This window comes from Streptomyces sp. NPDC023157 (assembly GCF_055560575.1).
The window spans coordinates 50,955-72,072 of the sequence record NZ_JBVHIL010000015.1 but is presented as its reverse complement, the minus strand read 5'-3'; the positions used below and the strand labels follow the sequence as shown (position 1 = coordinate 72,072).

At 69.8% G+C, this 21,118-nt stretch carries 15 protein-coding genes and 3 pseudogenes; 9 read left to right on the top strand and 9 right to left on the bottom strand.

The window, feature by feature from the left end; genetic code table 11:
• Positions 1-10: 10 nt before the first annotated feature.
• Positions 11-1,489 carry an APC family permease gene (locus ACZ3ZE_RS36055; protein WP_467262084.1) on the bottom strand — a complete coding sequence of 493 codons (1,479 nt, stop codon included), beginning with the start codon at positions 1,487-1,489 and terminating at the stop codon, positions 11-13.
• A gap of 127 nt (positions 1,490-1,616) precedes the next feature.
• Between ACZ3ZE_RS36055 and ACZ3ZE_RS36050 the strand changes: the two genes are divergently transcribed.
• Complete coding sequence (locus tag ACZ3ZE_RS36050) at positions 1,617-2,270, top strand: TetR/AcrR family transcriptional regulator (RefSeq protein ID WP_361630711.1); 654 nt, start codon at positions 1,617-1,619, stop codon at positions 2,268-2,270.
• 374 nt (positions 2,271-2,644) lie between these two features.
• Here ACZ3ZE_RS36050 and ACZ3ZE_RS36045 read toward each other — a convergent pair.
• A pseudogene (locus tag ACZ3ZE_RS36045) lies at positions 2,645-2,974 on the bottom strand (NF041680 family putative transposase); the annotation flags it as partial.
• A 77-nt stretch (positions 2,975-3,051) separates the two neighbouring features.
• Positions 3,052-4,443, bottom strand: a complete 1,392-nt coding sequence (locus ACZ3ZE_RS36040; protein WP_467262082.1) for an NAD(P)/FAD-dependent oxidoreductase — start codon at positions 4,441-4,443, stop codon at positions 3,052-3,054.
• A 73-nt stretch (positions 4,444-4,516) separates the two neighbouring features.
• Between ACZ3ZE_RS36040 and ACZ3ZE_RS36035 the strand changes: the two genes are divergently transcribed.
• Positions 4,517-5,725, top strand: a complete 1,209-nt coding sequence (locus tag ACZ3ZE_RS36035; RefSeq protein ID WP_467262080.1) for a carboxylate-amine ligase — start codon at positions 4,517-4,519, stop codon at positions 5,723-5,725.
• Between the two features lie 552 nt (positions 5,726-6,277).
• On the opposite strand, the gene ACZ3ZE_RS36030 is transcribed toward ACZ3ZE_RS36035, so the two are convergent.
• On the bottom strand, positions 6,278-6,802 hold the full coding sequence (locus tag ACZ3ZE_RS36030; protein ID WP_467262078.1) for a hypothetical protein: 525 nt from the start codon (positions 6,800-6,802) through the stop codon (positions 6,278-6,280).
• 528 nt (positions 6,803-7,330) lie between these two features.
• Between ACZ3ZE_RS36030 and ACZ3ZE_RS36025 the strand changes: the two genes are divergently transcribed.
• Complete coding sequence (locus ACZ3ZE_RS36025) at positions 7,331-7,549, top strand: hypothetical protein (RefSeq protein ID WP_467262096.1); 219 nt, start codon at positions 7,331-7,333, stop codon at positions 7,547-7,549.
• On the opposite strand, the gene ACZ3ZE_RS36020 is transcribed toward ACZ3ZE_RS36025, so the two are convergent.
• Positions 7,519-8,336, bottom strand: a protein-coding gene (locus tag ACZ3ZE_RS36020) for an IS5 family transposase (protein ID WP_361180054.1) whose coding sequence is annotated in 2 segments (ribosomal slippage) — positions 7,519-7,979 and positions 7,979-8,336 — 819 coding nt in all. Because the reading frame shifts where the segments join, the coding sequence is not laid out codon by codon here. The two genes, ACZ3ZE_RS36025 and ACZ3ZE_RS36020, sit on opposite strands and share 31 nt — an antisense overlap.
• A 40-nt stretch (positions 8,337-8,376) precedes the next feature.
• Here ACZ3ZE_RS36020 and ACZ3ZE_RS36015 point away from each other — a divergent pair.
• Positions 8,377-8,589 (top strand): annotated as a pseudogene (locus tag ACZ3ZE_RS36015) (hypothetical protein); the annotation flags it as partial.
• A 136-nt stretch (positions 8,590-8,725) separates the two neighbouring features.
• On the opposite strand, the gene ACZ3ZE_RS36010 reads toward ACZ3ZE_RS36015, so the two are convergent.
• On the bottom strand, positions 8,726-9,244 hold the full coding sequence (locus ACZ3ZE_RS36010) for a thioesterase II family protein (RefSeq protein WP_361630723.1): 519 nt from the start codon (positions 9,242-9,244) through the stop codon (positions 8,726-8,728).
• Positions 9,245-9,426: 182 nt separating this feature from the next.
• Here ACZ3ZE_RS36010 and ACZ3ZE_RS36005 point away from each other — a divergent pair, with 182 nt between their 5' ends.
• The 3 genes and pseudogenes from ACZ3ZE_RS36005 to ACZ3ZE_RS35995 all read left to right on the top strand — a co-directional run bounded on the left by ACZ3ZE_RS36005 (position 9,427) and on the right by ACZ3ZE_RS35995 (position 13,592).
• Entirely contained in the window at positions 9,427-9,864 is a 438-nt protein-coding gene (locus ACZ3ZE_RS36005; RefSeq protein WP_467262076.1) for a hypothetical protein, read from the top strand.
• 1,647 nt (positions 9,865-11,511) lie between these two features.
• Positions 11,512-11,953, top strand: a pseudogene (locus tag ACZ3ZE_RS36000) (transposase); the annotation flags it as partial.
• A 661-nt stretch (positions 11,954-12,614) separates the two neighbouring features.
• A complete protein-coding gene (locus ACZ3ZE_RS35995; protein ID WP_467262074.1) occupies positions 12,615-13,592 on the top strand; it encodes an LPXTG cell wall anchor domain-containing protein in 978 nt (325 codons plus the stop codon).
• 382 nt (positions 13,593-13,974) lie between these two features.
• Here the strand turns inward: ACZ3ZE_RS35995 and ACZ3ZE_RS35990 are convergent, their stop codons facing one another.
• Together ACZ3ZE_RS35990 and ACZ3ZE_RS35985 are read right to left on the bottom strand one after the other, a co-directional pair.
• Positions 13,975-14,148 carry a CsbD family protein gene (locus ACZ3ZE_RS35990; RefSeq protein WP_467262072.1) on the bottom strand — a complete coding sequence of 58 codons (174 nt, stop codon included), beginning with the start codon at positions 14,146-14,148 and terminating at the stop codon, positions 13,975-13,977.
• Between the two features lie 134 nt (positions 14,149-14,282).
• Positions 14,283-14,675: a hypothetical protein gene (locus ACZ3ZE_RS35985; RefSeq protein ID WP_467262070.1), complete on the bottom strand. Its 393-nt coding sequence runs from the start codon at positions 14,673-14,675 to the stop codon at positions 14,283-14,285.
• 1,565 nt (positions 14,676-16,240) lie between these two features.
• Here ACZ3ZE_RS35985 and ACZ3ZE_RS35980 point away from each other — a divergent pair.
• Positions 16,241-16,495: a hypothetical protein gene (locus ACZ3ZE_RS35980; RefSeq protein WP_467262068.1), complete on the top strand. Its 255-nt coding sequence runs from the start codon at positions 16,241-16,243 to the stop codon at positions 16,493-16,495.
• Here the strand turns inward: ACZ3ZE_RS35980 and ACZ3ZE_RS35975 are convergent.
• On the bottom strand, positions 16,483-17,100 hold the full coding sequence (locus ACZ3ZE_RS35975; RefSeq protein WP_467262066.1) for a hypothetical protein: 618 nt from the start codon (positions 17,098-17,100) through the stop codon (positions 16,483-16,485). The genes ACZ3ZE_RS35980 and ACZ3ZE_RS35975 overlap by 13 nt on opposite strands.
• 432 nt (positions 17,101-17,532) lie before the next feature.
• Between ACZ3ZE_RS35975 and ACZ3ZE_RS35970 the strand changes: the two genes are divergently transcribed.
• Complete coding sequence (locus ACZ3ZE_RS35970; protein ID WP_467262064.1) at positions 17,533-20,157, top strand: MDR family MFS transporter; 2,625 nt, start codon at positions 17,533-17,535, stop codon at positions 20,155-20,157.
• Positions 20,158-21,118 lie beyond the last annotated feature (961 nt).

Sequence of the window (21,118 nt, the reverse complement as noted above, 5' to 3'; positions counted from 1 at the left end):
CGTACGAGGGTCAGTCCTCGACGGTGACGAGCCGGGCGACGACGGTCGTGCGCCCGTTCCGGAAGAAGGCCGGGTAAGCGGCGCGGGCCATGAGAACGGCGATCGCTCCCGCGGCGAGGGAGCCGGTGCCGAGCAGGAAGACGCCACCGATGCCGTGGAAGGAGGTGCTGCCGTAGGCGGGGTCGAACATGTCGTACGCGCTGCGGACGAACGCACCGAGCATGAGCAGGCCGCCTGCCAGTGGCAGGACGCCGCGCAGGAGCAGGGCACGCAGGGATGTGCGCAGGTGCTTGCGGAAGTACCAGACGCAGGCGAGGGCGGTGGTGCCGTAGTAGCAAGCGATGAGGAGCCCGATACAGAGGATGGCGTCGCCGAGGAAGTCGGCGGAGAGCAGCGAGAGGGCAAGGAGTACGGCCACCGTCGCGCTGCCATAGAAGACCGTGCCGAAGGAGGGGGTGCGGTGTCGAAGGTGGACGCGGGCGAAGGCGGCGGGCAGGGCCCCGTGTGCGGCCATGGAAAGACTGCTGCGCGGGCTGCTGACGAGGCAGGTCAGCAGGGCGGAGGCGGCGGAGACGCACACCGCGAGTTCCATCACCTTGGCGAAGGCGTCTCCGAGGACGGGCGGGGCGAGGGACGCGAGGACGTCGGTGGCGTTGTCGGGGTTGCCGAGACCGATGCCGCCGGTGTCGGTGCCGGCGAAGGACACGGCGGCGAAGGCGGTGAAGAGGTAGGTGCCGAGCAGCACCAGGGTGGAGATCATGGCTGCCTGGCCGGGGACGCGGTCGCTGTCGCGGGTCTCTTCGTTGGTGGTGATCAGGGCGTCCCAGCCCCAGTAGATGAACAGACAGAGCAGGACGGCCTGTGCGAAGGAGCCGAAGCTGTCCATCGCGAGGGGGTTGAGCCAGCTCAGGGAGGGGCCCGAGACGCCGGGGCGGGCGAGGGCGGCGCTCCCGAAGCCGATGAGGGTGAGCAGCTGGAGGCCGAGCAGGACGTACTGGAGGCCGGCGGCGAGGCGCAGTCCCCGGCGGGCGACGAGAGTGAGGCCGGCGACGATCAGCACGGCGACCGCGGCGACGACGAGGGCGTCGCCCGCTGCTTCCTCCAGGCCGAGGAGGCTGAGCAGGTAGCCGGCGCTGACCTGCGCGAGCGCGGCCATGGCGATGAGGGTGGCGATCTGCGGCACCCAACCGCCGGCGAACCAGCCGGTCCTGGGGCCGAAGGCGCGGGTGTTCCAGACGAAGGTGGTGCCGCAGTCGGGCATCTCGCGGTTGAGCTCGCGGAAGGCGAAGGCGGTGAGCAGGATCGGCACGAAGCCGAGGAGGAGCGCGGCCGGGGCGAGGTCGCCCACGACCAGGGCGACGTAGCCGAGCGTGACGGTGATGCTGTACGCCGGAGCGGTGGAGGACAGGCCGAGTGCGACGGAGGCGAGGAGACCGACGGAGCCGCTGCGCAGGCCCTTGTCCGTCTCGTCCGGGTGCGGCGTCGTCATGACGTGCTCCTGGGGAGGGTAGGAGTTTGTTAAACGCAGATTTAAGATGTGCTTACCCAGCACGTCAAGGGATCAGCGTCTATTCTCTGAATCGACGTATAACTGACTCAGGAGGGGAGCGGGCCTCATGGCGGCGAAGTCCAGGGGGACGAAGAAGGGCGCCGGAGGCGGCAGGGAAGCACGCAGGGCCGAGCTGGCGGAGGCGGTGCAGCGCGCGCTCCTCACCCGCGGTCTGGAAGGGCTGCGGCTACGCGACGTCGCCGACGAGGCCGGCGTCACCCCGGCCGCGGTGCTCTACTACGGAGACCTCGACGCCCTCGTCCACGAGACCTACCAGCAGGCCATCACCCGCTACAGCCAGGACCGCGAGGCGGCCGCCGACGGCTTCGACGACGCCCGCCTCAAGCTCAGGGCCTGTATCGACAAGGGTGTCGCCACCGGACCGGACGACGCGCTCACCCGGCTGCTCTTCGAGTATTGGCCGCGCTGCCTGCGCGACGCCAAGGCGGCCGCCCTCGACAGCTCCCTGACGGAGCGCCAGATCGCGGTCTACGCGGAGATCCTCACCCTCGGCCGCGCCCAGGGGCACTTCGCCCTTCAGGACCCGCCCCGGCTGATCGCCGCCAACCTCGTCGCCATGGAGGACGGCTACCAGATGGAGGTCCTGGCCGGCCGCCGCACCCGCGCCGAGGTGATCGCCGCCCTCTCCTCGTACGCCCGCGCCGCCACGGGCCACGACCCCAGCGCCGAGAGGGACCAGGAGGCGAGCCAGGCCCAGTGATCACGAGCACCGCCAGCAGGGCCGGGGGCGGTCTGCTCCTGCTCCCTGCATGATCGTCTCGGGCGTGATCGTCATCGCACCCCGGACGGCGGGGCAGCCGGCACGGTCCCACCACCTCCGCCCGCCGGTACCCCCGCTCCCGTATGGCCCACTGCACGTCAGTCAACGACACACATCCACCGAGGATCAGATGATCCGAAGGAAAGGGCCTAGCCGTACGCGTCCGCGTCGTGCTGCGGGACGTCCGATGCCATGCGCTGGGCCGGCACCACGGCGCCCGGCTCCGCAGCCGACAGCACCTGATTGACGAACTCCCGCACAAGCGCGGCTGCGCCTCGACGACCGTGAGGGTCACCGTGCCTCGTGCCACGAACAGCACAGCTCGAAGCGGTACGCGTCGCGGGGGGAGCGACGATCAGGATCCAGGTCCAGCGGTCCGCCGTTTCGGGAGTACGGACTTTCGGGGTGGTCCAGCCGAGAGTCTGCTTCGCGAACCGGAAGCTGTGCTCCAGACCGAAACGGCGGAGAAACGCCTGCCAGAAACGGTTCACATCGTCCGGGGTGGCGCCGGTCTTGGAGGGCCATAACCACACCGACGGGGCAACGCGGTCCTTCGACAGGTGCTCGACCGCCTGGGCCTCGGCCTTGCCGCAGTTCGCCGTTTCGGTGACTGTGGTGATCGCGGGCTCGGGCCAGGCCTCGGGCTTCCGCGGGCAGAGGCGGCTGTGGCGTTCCGGATGGGCGTCCGCGCACGGGCCGGGTTCGGGGGCCGGGCTGGGTATCAGGCTGGGCGGAGGGTGGGGTAGGGGGTGAGGGTGAGGTAGTGGCCTGCGGCTGCGTGGTCGGGGGTGGTGGGCAGGGGGAGCATGTGGCTTGTTCCGTGGCCGCCGAGTCCCTGGCCGGTCTGTCCGACCAGGGGGCTGCGGAGCTTGGCGTAGAGGAGTTCGGGGGAGAGGGCTCGGGCGTCGTGGAGGTCTTCGGCGCCGGTGATGATGTTGAGGAACGATTCGTGCAGCCGCAGCGGGCGTTGGTCGCGGTGGCTGAGTTGCTGGGCTTGGCGGAAGTAGGCGTCGCGTCCGTCGTGGATGCGGTAGAACGCGCCGACGAGGATCAGGAGGCGTTCGTAGGCGTTGCGGTAGGCGGTCCGGTAGAAGGCTTGTGCGGCTTCCGCTTCGACTTCGCCGCGCAGGACGGCGGTGATCGCGGCAGCGGAGAGCAGCCCGCTGTACATGGCCAGGTGCACGCCGGTGGACAGCAGCGGGTCCAGGAAGCAGGCGGCGTCGCCGGCGAGGTACCAGCCCGGCCCGCAGAACGCTTCGGCGGTGTAGGAGTAGTCGCCTTCGGTCTTCAGCACGGAGTCCTGGCGGGCCCCGTGGAGGATCTGCCCCAGCAGGGGGCACCGGCCGAGTGCTTCCTCGTAGACGGCGTTGATGGAACCGAGGGTGTCGCGGGCTTGCTGGAAGGAGCGTTTGTCGGTGACCAGGCCGACGCTGAGGGTTCCGTCGTGGAGCGGGATGGCCCACAGCCAGCCGTGGTCGGGCAGCGAGAACACGCCGATCGAGCCCTCCGGGGCCTGCGGCAGCGCAGTGGCGCCGCGCCAGTAGCCCCACACGGCGACGTTCCTGAAGACGTCGTGGACCCGCCGCATCCCCAGCTGCCGGGCACCCAGTACTCCGGCCCGGCCCGTGGCGTCGACCAGGTGCGTAAAGCCGATGCTCCCGCCGCCCCCGTCCTCGTCCAGCCATGCCGCGGACACCGCCCGCTCCCCTTCCAGGTCGATGCGGCGTACGCGGGTTGCCTCCCGTACGTCCGCCCCGAGATGGCGGGCGTGGTCGAGGAGGAGCTGGTCGAATTCGGAGCGGATGACCTGGAAGCTGTACTGGGCCTCCCGGTCGGGTGCGTCGAAGCCGAGCGCCCACTCCTGGCCGCCCCACCCGTAGAAGGCCCCGCGCTTGCGAACGAATCCGTGCCGCTCGACCGTCTCGCGGACGCCCAGGATGTCCAACACCGGCAGCAGCGAGGGCAGCAACGACTCCCCGATGTGATACCGGGGGAAGCGTTCGCGCTCCAGCAGCACCACGTCGAACCCCTGCCGCGCCAGCAGCCCCGCGGCCGTCGCCCCCGCCGGCCCGCCGCCGGCGACCACCACCTGCCTGTCCTCGCGCACGCACATGCCCCGTCCACTTGAGGTAACTGCCGATTCCGCCTTCTGCCCCGGGCCCGCTGCCCGTGCCAGCATGACCACCATGACGGGTACAGGGCACACACCGGCCGTCACACAATCACCCGCCCCCGGCCATGGCCGAACCCCAGCCCCTGCCACACGCCTCACCCCCCTTCCCCCGCTCACCGTCGGCGCCGAAGAAGAGTTCCTCCTGGTCGACCCGCTCACCCGCGAGCTGCGCCCCGACGCCGAGAAGGTCGTGGCCGAAGCCGCCCGTGACCTCGGCGACCGCGTCGGCCCCGAGCTCACCCGCTACCAGGTAGAGACGCGCACCGACCCCCACACCCGCCTCGCCGACTTCACCGCCCAGCTCCGCACCACCCGCCGCTCACTCGCTCAGGCCGCCGCCCGACAGAACCTGCGCATCATCTCCACCGGCACCCCCGTCCTCTCCCCCTCCGGCCCCCCACCCCTGACCGACGGCCCCCGCTACGCCGCCAGCGCCGCCATGTTCCGGGCCCTGGACGACGAGCAGATCGCCTGCGCCTGCCACATCCACATCGGGGTACCCGACCTCGCCACGGCCCTGAAGATCAGCAATCACCTGCGGCCCTGGATCCACGTCCTGATCGCCCTGTCGGCCAACTCGCCGTACTGGCAGGGCCGGGACACCGGCTATGCCAGCTGGCGCACCACCACCTGGGGACGCTGGCCAGTCGCCGGCCCCCCGCCGTACTTCCAATCCCCCTCACACTTCGAGGACCTCATCGCGGACCTCCTCGCCAGCGGCACGATCCTGGACCCCGGCGGCCTGTACTGGGACATCCGCCCCTCCCACCATCAGCCCACCCTCGAGTTCCGCGCAGCTGACGCCGCCGCCACCCCCGAGGACACCGCCTTGCTCGCCGGCATCGTCAGAGCGCTGACCGCGACCGCCATCACTGCCATCGACGCGGGCCAACCGGCCCCGCAACCCGCCCCGGAACTCCTCAGGGCCGCCGGCTGGCGAGCAGCCCGCGACGGCATCACCGGCCACAGCCTCGACCCCCTTACCGGCCACCTGACGCCAGCCACCACGCACATCGACCAGCTCCTGGCCTACCTGCAACCCGCACTTCACCACCACGGCGACACCCACCTCGTCCACACGCTCTGGTCCCGGCTACGTGCCCAGGGCAGCCGCGCGGACGCCCAACGCGCGGCCCATCGCCACCGCACCCGCCTCACCGACGTCGTCGACCACCTGATCACCACCACGGCCCCGCAACCCCCTCGCCGCGAGGCCGCCTGAACGACGATCACAGGGGCCCGGACCTGATGGTCGGCGGGCGATATCGGCGTCCTACCGCGCCCAGTCCACCCCGAGTTCGGCGAGGACGTCGAGCCGCGCCGGTTCGCGCCAGTCAAGGCGGTGGGCGGTCTCGTCCGGGAGGTGCTCGATGTGGGACCTGCCCGGGGTGCAGCGAGGTCGGCGATATGGCGGGCGTGGGCGTCGCGGTTGGCCAGGGTGAGGGCGGTGTTGCGGCGGGCGAGCGGCCGGCACTCCCCGAGCTCTGGTTGCCCGGCCGTGCCCGCGGGTGGTCGGCACAGGGACCGGTCGGGGTTGTAGACGCAGGTGACGAAGGTGGCGTGGAAGGCCTGGTGATCAAGGGGCGATCACAGCGCTGTCTCCTCCGACCGCAGAATCTCGCCCTCGGCCGCTAAGACGAGGACGGCCGGCTGCGCCCGGTCGGCCGCACGATGCCGCTGAGACCGGACGCCGCCCGCCAGGCCTCGCACGACGCGACGAGTTCGAGCACGCCACCGGCACGGACGTCACGGCGGTCCTCGACGCGCTCGCCGTTCAAGCCGAGGAACTGGAGCCGGTCGACACCACGATCTGGCCGGTGTTGATGGTGAACGTGCGGGAGAAGAACAGGTGCGGCGGGTAGCCGGCAGTCTCCAGCGCGGCCGCGTACGCGGCGACCTGCGGGCGAACCTGCTCGCGCAGGTGGGCGGCGGCCGTGAGGGACATCGGCAGGCGGCCGTGGGTCTTGATGAGTTCGTGCTCGCGCGTGCGGGTTGCCCGCGCGGTCGCGACACCTCCGTCGGCGCAGTACTCGGACAGGTCGACCGACGCCCGCTCCAGGCCCAAGTGCTCTCGCGTGCGGTAGACCTTGGCGAAGTGCCGCCGTCCCGTCCGGTCCACGACTGCGTAGTTGTCCGTCGCGGTGCCCTCCGGGATGCGCGTGATGTCTGCCGGGTGCAGCCCGTACGCGAGCACCAGCGTGTGGGCGACCGCCTTGATCTGCGCGCCCTCCGCGGTACGGCCGGGTGTGGAAGGCGCGGCGACAGGCTGGGTGGCGGGCTGCTGAGATGGGGTGGACATGGTCTCCTCGTCGAAGCGCAGCGAAGTGCTCAGGTGCTGAGCGGGCGGCAGGCGGTCGGTTCGATCAGGACGCGGGCATGAATCGCGGCCGCCAGCTGCGGCGGGCCGCGCCAAGTGCAGCGGGGCCGCAAGGTCGCCGGCGGACACCGCTCCGTCGACGCGGTCATCTGATTGCGCCACCCTCGTTCGGGTTATGGCAGTGCCCGGGTCCGAACCGGCACCACCTCCAGCCTGCTGGCGGGGAACCGGCCGACCAAGCCGACGCCGCGACGCCCTGCTGCGTGAATCGGCGGATCGAGGCGTTGAACGCGGTAACCGACACCGGCTACTCGTGACGAGGGTGACCGGTTCGGCATCGCATAGGCGGGGCGTAGGGCTGGCCGGCGGGCGGCGCGGCACCACGTTGGGGTGCTCGTCACATACATTGCGGAGGCGCGGGTGTCCCCGTCGTTCACCAAAAGGTGATCTTGGACGCCTTCGTTCTCGACTCCGTAAGCACCCCTCGGGCCGCACCACCAGGAGGAACCAGTGACGTCCCCGCAAGTGATCACCCCTGTGGAGATGCTCGCCGAGGCGAAGAAGCAGTTGGGCCTTCCGGACATCGTTGTGATGTGCGGCTCCACTCGTTTCATGGCCGACATGGCCGAGGCCGATGTGCGGGAGACCGAAGCCGGCCGGATTGTGGTCAAGCCGGGGTGCGACCTTAAGACCGTGTCCTATGTGGTGAGGCGGACGAGTCGTTTGTAGCAGCAGATGGCGGCTGCGAGGCCGAGGAAGGCCAGGTAGTTGCGGGGATGGCGTTCGTAGCGGTGGTTGAGCCGGCGGTAACCGGTCAGCCAGGACATGGTCCGCTCGATCACCCATCGGCGGCGGCCAAGGCGTTCGGACGACTCGATGCCCTTGCGGGCGATGCGGACGCCAATACGTTTGCCGCGGAGCCATTTCCGCAGTTCAGGGATGTCATAGGCCTTGTCGGCATGCAGGCGCTGGGGTTTGAAGTGACGGCCTCGATAGGGGTCGTGTCTCGTTTGGTGACCGAGCACCATGGGCTTCAGAGCCTGGCTGTCGTGGGTGTTCGCGGCCGAGACGCCGACGAGGAGGGGCAGGCCGTTCGCATCCGACAGGACGTGCATCTTGGAACCCGGCTTGCCCCGGTCCACGGGGCTCGGGCCGGTGAGTCCGCCCCTTTTTTGGCCCGGACGTGGGCGGAGTCGAGGACCGCTCGGGACAGGTCGAGCAGGCCGGCGTCGTCGAGGCGGTGGAGGATCTCCTCGTGCAGCCGGCCCCACACGCCCGCCCGCGACCAGATCAGGAACCGGCGGTGGGCGGTCGACTTCGATACCCCGAAGCACGGTGGCAAGGCCCGCCAGGCGCAACCGCTGACCAGGACGTAGATGATCGCGGCGAACAGCGTCTCATCAGGCGTGTCCTGCGTCCCGCCGCCCTGCGGCCGCACCCTCGACGGCGGGATCAGCTGCTTCGCGATCTCCCACAACCCGCCCGGAACGATCCAACTCCACGTACCCCGCCCCATGACGACCCCAACGACCGCCTCACCACATAGGACACGGTCTAAGTCCCCGCACGAGCTTTGGTCCGATCCTGTCGAGGCTGAGGCGTTGAAGGTGCGACTCGACGCCTTGCACCGGTCGAAGATCCTGATTGCTGATGCGGTGCTCGTGGTCGGCGACTACATCGGTGACAGCACCCGAGCCGAAATCCGCTACGCCCGGTCGCTGGGCAAGCCGGTGGAGTTTACGCACCCCGAGGTCGACCCCGACGCCTGAGCGTCCCCTCACACCCACCGCGGGCACCCCTGGGAATGGATCGCCTGGCAGGTGGCGTGGTGGTGAAGGCGAGCTCATGCAGCGGCCGAACGCATCGCTGCCGTGATGGCGGCAGCGAGAGGCTGCCGGTGGTCCATCACGTAGAAGTGGTCGCCGTCGTACCTCTCGAGTCCGCGGAAGTGCGTGGTGAGCGCGCGCCAGGAGAGCAGGCGGTCCTCGCCGATGAGCTCGTCGCGGCGCCCCCCCCGAACACCGAGAGCGGAACGGGCAGCGGCTCGGGGTCGTGCGGAGGCGCCCAGGTGGCCAGGAGTTTGAAGTCGCTGCGGAACACAGGGGCGAACGTGGGCCAGACGGCCTCGTTGTCGAGGAGCTGCGGTGTGCTGCCACCCACGCCCCGCAGCCATCCGCGCAGTTCGTCGTCGGATATCAGGTGAGGGTGGTCGTCGGCGGCAGCCTCGACTCCCGGGGCGCCGTAGGCGGACACACCCAGCCAGGTGGGGAGCGGGTCCCCCTCGTGATGGAGTCGGCGGGTGAGCTGGTAGGCGATGAGTGAGCCCATACTGTGGCCGAAGAACCCGAAGGGTCGGTCGAGTAGGGGCGCGATCGCGGTGTGGAAGTAGTCGACCAGCCGGTCGCAGTCGTCGATCAGCGGCAAGGACTGCAGCTGTCCTCGGCCGGGGGCCTACCAGGAGGCAGAGCTCCCAGTCCTGGGGGAAGAGCTACGCCCAGCCCCGGTAGAGCGGGTGGGAGCCGCCGGCGTGGCACGCTCAGCGGGTGGAAGGCATATCGACAAACCAGGAGAAGCACCTCACCTCCACCAGCGGATAAGGTCCGCCCATGACTGCTGACTGGTACGTCCTCATCGAGGAGGACACCCGCACCACCGAGCGCGCCGACGGCACGGAGCTCAAGCTGCACCGGTGGATGCTCACAGGAACGCACCGTATCGGCCCGGACCAGGCGGAGGCGGCCGTGGCCGCCGAGGACGCGGCCCTGCACTACCTGCCAGGCATTCTGGCCCGGCACGCCCGCCCGGGAGACGAGCCCTCCCGTCATGCCCTGCTCACTCAAGGCGGGGCGTGGATAGTGCTGGTGAAGCAGCGTCACCGTGAATGCCATATACGGGTGACCACGGCCCAGCTCGTGCACTCGCGCGAAGAGAAGGAAGCGCCGCCGAAGAGCCTGAAGGAAAGGTTCCGCAGTGCCATGGAGGGACCAGCGCCCATTCCGAAGCCCTGGTCCTGGACATCCGAAGGCCAGGCCGATCAAACCTGAACGGCTGCGGCACGCCATCGGCCCACCCCACCGTCGAGGCACCGACCTCTACCCGGTAGCCGTAGAACGAGGACGCGGAACGTTCGGTGTGCCACTTCTCCAGGTCGCGCGCGGTGGGGGTCCCCCCCCGAACCGAGTGCTGGGCATGCTGGCGCCAAACTCCTGCGGCGCGGAGACGAGATCGTGCGCCGTCCGCCGGCGCGATCCCGACACAGCAGCGACGAACTCGCCCCACTCCCGCGGCGTGTTCAGATCCTGCCCAACAGGCTCGGAGGAAGGCAGGCGGGGGCCCGGAGCCTTGGGACACCCCACCGCGTCGTCAGCGTCTACCCAGGCCGCCTGTTCGGCGCTGTGCTCGAGGAGAGTTCCGCGGGTTCTGCGCGATGCCGCCGAGTGAGTCGGTGACGTCGTCGGGGCGCATGCCGAATCGCAGCGGGCCCACACCCTCGAGGGTCGGCCCGTGTCTTTGAGTCGCTCGCGGTATCTGCGTCCGGGGTCGCAACATCCGCGTGCGAGGCCTCGGGGCTCGGCTTGCTCTCCTGCGCCGGCTGCGCCGTCGCACGGTGCGCGGTCGAAACGTCGCTCGGGCCGTCAGCATGCGGTGGTACGGCGGTGCGGTCCGCGGCCTGGCTGCCCTCATCCCTTGGGTGCCCCGGATCTTCGGGTGAACAGCTGGTTCGACACCGACGACGTTCGCGGGCTCGCGCCGACGACGTGGAAGAAGTACGCGTACAGCCTCCTGGTGTGGCTCAGCTTTCTGTGGGCCTACGGTCAGCCGTGGGACGACGTCGAGCTGACCGCCGAGGAGGCGTTCAGGACCTGGCGGACGCTGGACGAGAGCAACCCGCGGCCCGTCGAGAGCGGTACCTATGGCGACGACCTCACCGTGATCCGGCTGTTCTACCTGTGGGCGGCCAGTGCGTATCAGGTTCCCAATCCGATCCGGACGCGAAGCACCCGAGGCAAGCGCCGCGACGGCACGCAGGCGGAGAAGCCGGTGACCGCCCCGAAGGCCACGCGGGACCGGGACGTGAAGTGGTTCGATACGGCCGGCTTCGAGCGGTATCGAGACTGCGGACTGCTCGGGCTCACTCTGGAGGGCGACGAGGATCTCGGATGGCGGGGCCGCAACGGGCAGCGCAACGCGGCCTTCGCCGACCTCCTTTACGGCACCGCGCTACGGCTGGAGGAGGGCGGATCGCTGCTGCTGGTGGAGCTTCCACCGGACGATCCCAGCCGGGGTTTCTACACCTGCCACATGGCCGAGAAGTGCGCCAAGGGCGATGGCGCACGCAGGTACTGGATGTCGCGGAAGGCCCTGTTGCCGGTGCTGGGCTACTGCGAGGGTGCCCGCGCGACCGCGGTTCGCCGGGCTCGGGCAGCGGGCCGTTACGAGCAGATCGCTGGGGCGAGGCTGCTGACGCGGATGCTGCCGGACCGGCGGGTACGCCTGGTCACGCAGGACGGCTTGGTGAGCGAGGTGCCGCTGGACTCGGTGACGCCGCTGGAGCGGCGCCGGCTGCTGCGGGAGACGCCGCAGGGGCTGGAGCCGGTCGCGCTCTGGCTGAACGAGGACGGGCTACCGCGGGATCCGCACGGGTGGGAGCCCGTGTTCACCGAGGCCAACAAGCGGCTGCGCGGCCTGGGACAGGTCCGAGCCCCGTGGACCGAGGCAAGGTCGAAGATGCACGTCCTGTCGGACGCGAACGGGCTGCCCCTCATCGTCGGTCTCTCCGCCGCCGACGTCCACGACAGCCTCGCCCTGAAGCCCATGGTCCTGGGCCACCAAACGAGACACGACCCACACCGCGGACGCTACTTCAAACCTCAACGCCTTCACGCCGACAAGGCATACGACGTGCCCCACCTGCGCAGATGGCTTCGAGGTAAACGCATCGCCCGCAAGGGCATCGAGTCCAGCGAACGCCTCGGCCGCCGCCGCTGGGTCATCGAACGCACCCTGTTCTGGCTCACCGGCTATTGCCGGCTCAACCACCGATACGAAGGCCAACCACGCAACTACCTGGCCTTCCTCGGCCTCGCAGCCACCCTCTGCTGCTACAAACGCCTTCTCCGACTCACCACATAGACACCGAACCAACTGTGTTTCAGGCGAGGTAGTGGGCTCGGCTGCTACCGCACCTGTCTTGATTGCGTAACGGGTCAGTCTCAAGTGCACCAGCCTTCGACAGGCGACATGGCCTGTTGCATGGTGTGCGCTTCGCCTCGTGACTTGGTCTCCTGCCTCGAGGGTATAGATCGCCTCTATGGGGCAATAGGTGAGAGGCGACTACTCAGGCATGGTTGCTCAAGCTAGATTCGATAGCGTGAATTTGCGTCGTCGGATGGATAAATATTGACCGCATTCATATGGCTTGCCGCCACAATTGGGATCATGGCACCCATGACACCCACATCTGGCGCGTGCGATGGAAATCAGCTGGCACTTGAGGCTTCGGACGTGCCAGCCTCAGAGGAAGTAACTGGAGGTGATATCGAGCCCTCCGGTGAAACAACAAAGAAGACAACTATGGTCGAAAAATGGCGCCCGCGGTTGATGCCGGCGCGTGCGCATTCGGATGCGTCGCTGGAGCGGACAGACAGCGCGTCTAATTAGTCAGGCGTGGGACCTTGATCTCATCTTGCCGGAGCCTGAACCCGAGCCTGGCGCCCAGGGATCAGGCCATGCGCACCAGGAACCACACTCGCGCTGCCGCCCCGCAGCACAACCGAATTCCTTGAGGTCTTTGATGAAGATTCGCCGTACCATGGCCGCAGCGGCCGCGATGGCTGTCGTAGCCCCGCTCGCCCTGCTGTCCGCGCGCGTCGCGTTCGCGGACGAGACGACGTCGCCCAGCCCCACCGAGACGCTGTCCGAGAGCGCGAGCGACACGGCGTCTCCGACGGAGACCACCTCCGAGCTGCCGAGCGACACCCCGTCGGCGTCCGACACGGCGACCTCCGAGGCGCCCACGGACACGGCCTCCCCGAGCACCACGGAGGGCGAGACGGACGAGCCCGAGCCCACCGACTCCGCCGAGCCCAGCAAGGACCCGACCGACCCGGACACCCCCTACTGCGAGGATCTCGACGAGGACTTCAACGCCGACGAGGTGTCAGCGTACTTCAAGGGCCTGCCGGGAAAGATCGTTGCCGGTGACGGCTTCCACAGCTTCAAGCTGGTCATCACCAACGAGTCCGGCACCACGCTCGACGGTGGTGTCGCCTTCTACGCCGAGATCGAGAACTACGAAGTGGACGACCTGGCGAAGTACCTCAGCCCGTACGCCGACCTGGAGTTCAAGAACACCGAGACGGGCACCTGGGAGCGCATCGGCAACGACGAATTTGCCGGCGACTACTTCTTCTACGTCGACCAGCTGAAGGCTGGTGAGAGCAAGACCATGGACCTGCGCGTCGGCATCGACGCCAAGGCCCCGGCCGGGGACGTCTACACCTTCGGATACGGCGGCTACCTCAGCAGCGTCGACGGCCATGAGTGCATCGCCGAGGGCGGGGCCCAGTACGACTTCGAGGTCCTGGAGCCCGGCTCCGAGAACCCGGACCCGGGCTCCGCGACCCCGAGCGACAACGGCTCCAAGAACCTGGCCGACACCGGCGCGGACTCCGCCCTGCCGACGATCGGCCTGTTGGGCGGTGTCGCGCTGGTCGCCGGCGCGGGCGCCCTGTTCGCGGTGCGTCGCCGCAAGGCCGGTGTGCACAGCTGACAAGGGCTTCGCCGCACAGACGGAGAGAGGCCCTGCGTTCGGAAGGGGGACGCAGGTCCTCTTTCTGTGTGGGCCGCCGTCGCGACGCGAGGTCCTTCTGCTCCCCGCGCACGTGGGGATGGCCGCACCACGAGCGCCTGGAAGACCTACCCCTGCTCCCGGCACGTGTTAGGGATGCTCCCGGGAAGCTCGACGACGAGGTCCGGCACGGGTCTGCTGTTACCGACCCCACCACACCGGCAACAGGCCCGGCCAGGCGAGTTCACCCACCCGGAACTGTCCCACCCCACCCGACCTCAGCCCGCTGCCGCTCGACCGCCTACGCGTCGTGAGGGCCCGGACCCCGGAGCGGTCCGGGGTCCGGGCCCTCACGACGTGTAGGTCAGTGCTTGAAGGCGTCCTTGATCTTCTCCTTGGCCTCACGCGCATCGCCCGTGGCCTGCTCCGCGCGGCCCTCTTCGGCCATCCGCTCATCGCCTGTCAGGCGGCCAGCGGTCTCCTTGAGCTTGCCCTTGGCCTGCTCGCCCTTCGCCTCGGCCTTCTGCTCACCAGACACAGCTGATCACTCCCTGCTCAGTCGAAAAAGCCTTACAGCGCCCCGTATGACCGCTCGGACCCCTCCTAAACGAACGGGCACCATCGCCTGCCCCCAGCCCGACGCTGGCGGGCCTGATCATCAGACCGGCTCCGTCAGGAGGTGGACGGCGTCGGACAGACCGCTCCTGGATCGGAGCAGCCGTCCCTTGAGCCTGCATCGAGGCCCCACTCCTTTGCACCTATGACCTGTTCGGCCAAAGGCCGGTCTGGGGCCGTGCGGGGCCACTGCCATGTTCCGAGCGCGAAAGCCGCGCGCCGCCGTCCGTCCCGCGCCGCGGCAGAACCCTTCAACCACGCCTCGGCCGGGCCGTCCTGCTCGTCGGCGCGCAGCGCGTCGAGCCGCGCTACGAGCGTCTCCAGGTCGACCAGCTTGGAGGGGTAGGCCTCCAGGAACAGGCCGACCGGGAGGGGGATGGACATCTCGTCCTCGGCCGCGCGGACCTTGCCCGCGTTCCGCACCGAGCCGGTGCCGGTGACGGTGCGCACGATTTTCTTCGTGTCGAGCTCCTGTGTGGAGGGACGGCCGGTGCCGGCGGTGTAGGGGCTTGGGGGAGCGGTCGGGATGGAGCGGAGCCATGCTCATGGTGATCGCCTCTCGGAGTCGGGGGCGACGCCACCCTGCAGCCACCCCTGCGCCGGTCTTTCGGGTGTCACATGACCAGTCACATGGGGACGAGTCACACGCACTGACCTGAGTGAAGACCCCGAACCCCCCGCCCGTGCCGCACATGTGACTGGTCTGTGGCTGCGCCCCGATCATGGGGTCGGTGACCGACAGCATGCCGGTATCGGACACCGACCGCGGGAGCCTCGGGCAGCGCTTCTTGCACAGCGTCGTCCGGCCCGTCCCCGCGTCCGCGCAGCGGCCGCGCGCACTGCTGGGCCCGCCCGGTCCTGTCCCGTGGGCCGTCCGCGCTCGCGACCGCGACCCGCATACCACCCCGTCACGCCTCGTGCCGAGCCGACGGGCAGTCATACAGCGCATCTATGAGGTCATGCACCGGCATTAGCTGCCACAGCGTCAGTTTCCCGTGCAGGGTGGGGTGATCGCGACGGGGGCTGACCGGCCCGGCATCCGCGAAATGAAACAGAAAGAAACGTACGGGGGAATGAAGATGGACACGGGTTCATTTGGTGTGATAGCCGAATCGGAGTTCCACTCCGCTCCCCCTTGCGTGTTACGCATGAGGAAGCCCCTAATGAACCGAACGACCCTGCGCCTTGGCGCACTGACCGTGATGTCCGCCCTCGCCTTCGGCGTGGCCGGAATGACTGCCCAGGCGGCCAGCCAGCCGGCGCCCGCCGCATCCAGCCCGGCTCACCCCCGAGCATGCGACCTGGCAGCTTGCCGCCAACCTCCTCATCTACGAGGTCCACCGCTTCAGTGCCTCGGAGCGCGCCGAGCTTCAGTCCATCGCGGACGGCACCGCCCCTTCGACCTACGGCAAGCTCGACCCGCTGATCAAGCTCCTGAAGAAGGTAAAGGGCTTCGGATCCGCCATCACCAAGAAGTACAGCGACTTCAAGAAGTGGTTCGACGGCCTTCCCTGGTACATCAAGGGCCCGCTCAAGACCTCCGGTGTCGCCTACAACCTCTACGACATCTGGCAGCGCTTCCACTAAGCCGGCGAAGGTGAGGTACCCGCGTGGCTGCTCGCAACGAAGCCAAGAACCTGCCCTTCCTACCCGCCATCGGGATCGGGTTGGCCATCGCATTCACTTGCGACAAAGTATTCGGTTTCCCATGGTGGCTGAGGCTGGCGACCGTTATCGCCGTCGCGCTACTCACGGAGGGCGTGAACCAGTTGGCACGCCGCTGCTTCCACAGAGTGTCGCGGTAAGCACCTGATTACGCAGGTGCTCGTTCCCGCGTCTGGCAGGCCGTTTCGACGTGACGTGTGCGGTACTGCCTTTCGGCGATGGCGCCCAGGCTGTGCAGGGGTCCTTGGCGTTCCAGCGGGCTGCGTACCGTGTTGGATCGGCACAGGGCCTTGATGGACCCCTTGCGGGTCCTTCAGGTGCCATCGGACGTGTGTTGCGTGGAAGGAGTAGTGGGCGGCCTGGTCGTAGCCGCCTACGGCATCGCGCCTGGTGTCTGCCCGCGCGAGGGCTTCCTCGGTCTCCTGGAGCCGGGTGGAGGCGGTGTGCCAATTGCCGGTCATGGCGGCTGCGGCGGCCTGTTGGCCGCGCAGGAACGCGACGAGGTGTGGGCCTGCGACGGGTGTGGCTTCGGCGGCGGAATCGGCGTGATCGAGTCCTTTCTTGCCGTGCCCGAGGTGGGTGGCCTGCAGACTCATTCCGCGTAGGGTGCGGCAGTAGGTGAGATGGTCTCCGCTTCGCCGGCGAGTTCGAGCGCCTTCAAGGAGTTCTGCTGGCCCAGGCCGTGCCTGTTCTCGTACATGGCCACCCAGCCCGTGAGATAGACCAGGCCCGCGGCGGCGGCCTTCCTGTTCCGCTGTACCCGGTCGGTGCCCGACGCCCGCAGGTACGTCCCGACCGTGTTGACGAGGAACGCGGCGGCCTTGGGGCGGTCGTGACCGGCGCCTGCCTGGTCCAAGATGTGCGCGATTTGGTCCGTCATCTTCCGGACGGTCTGCACGTCGGATGCTCCGGCGTGCACCGTCCGGCCGGTGCTCGCGGCCGTCTTCTGGTCGTCTGCCTCCGCGCGCGTGGTGAACGTGGTGAACGTAGGGCCGGTCAAAGAAGCGGCATCCGGCCCGCCTTCGCATACCTCGACGACGCCGCCGCCCGGTTCGCCGCCGCCCAGACCCGCTATGGCCTCGGCGGCACGTTCGTCGGCCCGAACACCGTCCATCTCGGCGCTACGGACCGGGTCGGCGCCTGCGACCTCGAAACCGGGAGGCTCCTCCGGGGTATCACGTCCTCCCTCACCCCCCTCCACCTCCTCCACGCGGAGGCGGGTTCGTCCGCGCTCGTCTACGAGGCCGCCACGCCCAGCAGGCCGGGCGGGATCATCCGTCTGGGCCCGGGCGGCGTCGACACCCAGAAGCGGGTCCTCGATCGTCCGTCTGGGCCCGGGCGGCGTCGACACCCAGAAGCGGGTCCTCGATCGTCCGCCTGGGCCCGGGCGGCGTCGACACCCGGAAGCGGGTCCTGGGCCCATCCGGCCTCGGCCGCGTCCACGGAGTACGCCCTGCTCGCCGGACCCCTGGCTATGCCGAGGGCCGCATCGCGTTCACGCCGTCAGGTGGGATCGGCGACGATACGCATCACCAGGCGCGCAGGGGGTTCTTTGCCCCGGCGGCGCCGTGAACGGTATGGGCACGCCAGTTGTTCGGGTCATCCCGTACGGCGCGGTGGGTACCTCAACTATGTTACTGACGTGGACCAGTTGATCACCGAAGACCCGACGCGTATCGGCCCGTACCGACTCATCGCCCGGCTGGGCGCGGGTGGGATGGGGCTGGTGTATCTCGGCCGGTCCGAAGTGGGGCGGACGGTCGCTGTGAAGGTGGTGCTGGCCGAGCATGCCGAGCATTCCGAGTTCCGTCGGCGTTTCGCACGGGAAGTGGAGGCCGCCCGGCGGGTGGGCGGTGAGTGGACGGCGGCCGTGCTCGACGCCGATACCGAGGCACCGGTGCCCTGGGTGGCGACCCAGTACATCCCCGGACCCGACCTGACGACCGTGGTCGCACGCGACTTCGGCCCGCTGCCCGAGCACTCGGTCCGCACGCTCGCCCACCGTCTCGCCGTCGCGCTGCGGTCCGTGCACGCGGCGGGGCTGATCCACCGCGACCTGAAGCCGTCCAACGTGCTGGTGACCGTGGACGGGCCGCGCGTGATCGACTTCGGCATCGCGCGGGCGATGGACGGCCTCGGCGGCGACAGCCTGCACACCCGTACGGGCATGCTGATCGGCTCGCCGGGCTTCATGTCGCCCGAGCAGGTCCGCGGCCTTGAACTGACCCCGGCGTCCGACGTGTTCTGCCTGGGAGCGGTCCTGGTGTACGCCGCGACCGGCCGGCTCCTCTTCGGCGCCACGGACACCGGGCTCAGCGCGCACCTCTTCCGGATCGCGGAGGACGAGCCGGACCTGACCGGTGTGCCGGACTCGCTGCTCGATCTCGTACGGTCATGCCTGCACAAGGATCCTGCACAGCGCCCGACACCCGCCGACGTGGCGGCGCGCACGGCGACGGACCAAGGCGAGGAATGGCTGCCGGGCGCCGTACTTGCTCAACTCGGCCGCCACGCAGCCCGGTTGCTGGACTTCGCGCCCGAGACGCGCGCCACGCCGCCCGACCCGCGGATCCCCGCCCAGCACCCCGGCGATCCCCGGCCGCTCCTTCCGCGGCCCGCCCACACCCCGGCGTCACCGGCGTCACCGGCGCCGCCGATGGGCCAGGGCCCGGTGCCGCCGGGCTTCGGTCCGGTTGGAGCCGTGCCCGCAGCGTGGGCGGCGCCCACCGCTGCTGCCGGCCTGACGGGCCCGTCCCGCCGGCGGTGGTGGGGCCTGGCCGCCGCCGTCCTCGCCCAGTTCCTGGTCCTCGTCGCTTCGATGAGCGCGAACGTCGCGATGCCGATCATCCAGGCTGACCTGCACCTGTCCCTCGACGACCTCTGGCTGATGTCGGGCGCATACGTGATCGCCTTCGGTGTCCTGCTGCTGTTCGGCGGACACCTCGCCGACCTCCTGGGCCGCAAGCGGGTGGCGATCATCGCCCTGGTGGGCTTCGCCGTGGCCTGCGCGGTCGGCGGAGCGGCCCCGGCAGCCGGCGTGCTCATCGCCGCGCACGCCCTCCAAGGCGTGTTCGCCGCGCTGCTCTCCTCGGCCGCGCTCGCCCTGGTCGCCGGTGGCTTCACCGACCAAAGGACACGCGGCACGGCCTTCGGGATCTACTCCGTGTTCGCCGGCGGCGGCCTTGCCGTCGGCGCTTTCGCGGGCGGCTGGCTGGCCGAGAACCTGAGCTGGCGCTGGAGCCTGTACGCCGCGCTCCCGCTCGCCCTGCTGGCCCTGGTCCCCACCGCCCTCTTCATGGACGACCACCCACCTCGCACCCCTGCCCGCCCGGACGTACCGGGCCTGCTGCTCGGCACCGGCGCGCTGGCCGCCCTCGCCTTCGGCTTCCACCGAATCGAGGTGGGCTACCGCTCCTCGGGCACGGACGGCAGCGGCTGGACCACACCCCTGACCATGCTCCTCCTGCTCGCCGGCACAGCCCTCCTGGTGACATTCGTGTGGTGGCAGACCCACACGAGTAGCCCGCTCGTCCCACCCGGGCTCTTCCGCAACCGTGACCGCGCGGGCTCCCTCCTCGCGCTCGCGCTCACCGGCGTGAGCACGCCCACCCTGTTCCTGATCCTGTCGCTCTACCTCCAAAGCGGCCTCGGCTACACCCCAACCGAGCTGGGCCTCTCCTTGCTCCCCCTGGCCGGCGCCGTCCTCGCCGCCACCCAGGTCACCGGCTACCTCCAGAGCCGGATCGCGCGCCGCCTCCTCGTCGTCCCGGGTCTCGTCCTCGCGGCCGCCGGGCTGGGACTCCTGGCCCGCCTGGAGCTCGACAGCCCGTACGCCTCCGCCGTCCTGCCCGGCATTACCCTCGTCGGCCTGGGCCTCGGCATGGCCCTGGGGCCGCTGCTCGCCACCGCGACCGGGGCGAGCGGCTTCCAGGGCTCCGGCGGCACGGCGGGGACCGTGCTCGCGGCCCAGGGCCTCGGCACCTGGCTGGCCGTCCCCCTCTTCGGCAGCATCGTCACCTCAGCAGTCTCAAGCAGCCTCGACAATCTCAAGGGTCTGCCGCAGCCGCTGGCGCAGGCGGCTACGAACGGCGTCCTGATCAACCCGCGCATGCTCCCGACAGCGGCGGCCGAGTCCGTCGCACAGGCGAACGCGGCCGTTGTGGACGCCTACTCCGCCGTCCTGTGGACCACAGCCGGCCTCCTGCTCCTCGCAGGCCTCCTGGCGGGCCTGATGGTCACGACGAGCACCCCACGGCGAGAGCCCTGACAGCGAGGCCGCCGCAGGGCCTGGCCCCGGGAGGAACGTCGCCGACCACCCGGCGAGCACGCGGTTCGGCTCCAGGCCGTCGAGACACCTGGAACCGACCGGTCAGCGGCCCCGGCGCATCTGCGCCGCACGACGGGCCTCGGCCGCCTTGCGAGCCTCGGCCGCGCGGCGCGACTCGTTCTTCGCACGGCCCGCGCGACCCGGAACAGTGCCTACGCCCCGCAAGGCCGCACCGGTACGCGATACCGAGCGCCAGGCCAGGCCGAGGGCGACGACGGCGGTGGCGCAGAGCACCCCCGTACCGGCGGTGGCCAGCGCCGGCAACAGGGGCAGACTCCCAGAGCGAGGCACCTGGATTTCGGCTACACCCCGTGGGGGCAGGCATGAGCTGCAGCAAGATGTCCGGCCTCGACCTGGCCGAGGCCGCGATGCGGGCCGATGCAGGCGGCACGTGCCGACAGACGCGGCCGGAAGGTGATCTCCGCTCGCGCAGAAAGGACGGTGCCCGTCTTTCGCACTCTCCCATTTTCACAGCGGCACACCTCCGCCCGCGCGGAGAGGACCACTTCGGCCAGCTCGCGGTGAAGAGCGGGGCAGCGGCGCACCTCCGCTCGCGCGGAGAGGACGGGGCCGCCACCGCCCAGGCGTCCGACCAGTATTGCTCACCGCCGCTCGCGCGGAGAGGACGCGACAGCGCGCAGGGCCTGCTCCTGCTCGGTCGGCTCACCCCGGTCGCGCGGAGAGGACGGCCTGTGGCAGGGCGACTACCTGCCGGACCCGGCTCACCTCCGCTCGCGCGGAGAAGGCAGCCTCTGTGCACTCATCTGCGCCGGCAGCGTCGGCTCACCTCCGCTCGCGCAGAGAGGGCAGGTGGCGGCCAAGCGGCTGGCGGACTCACCTCCGCTCGCGCGGAGAGGACTTCCCCGTACGCCCCGCGCCGTTGGCCGGGGCCGGCTCACCT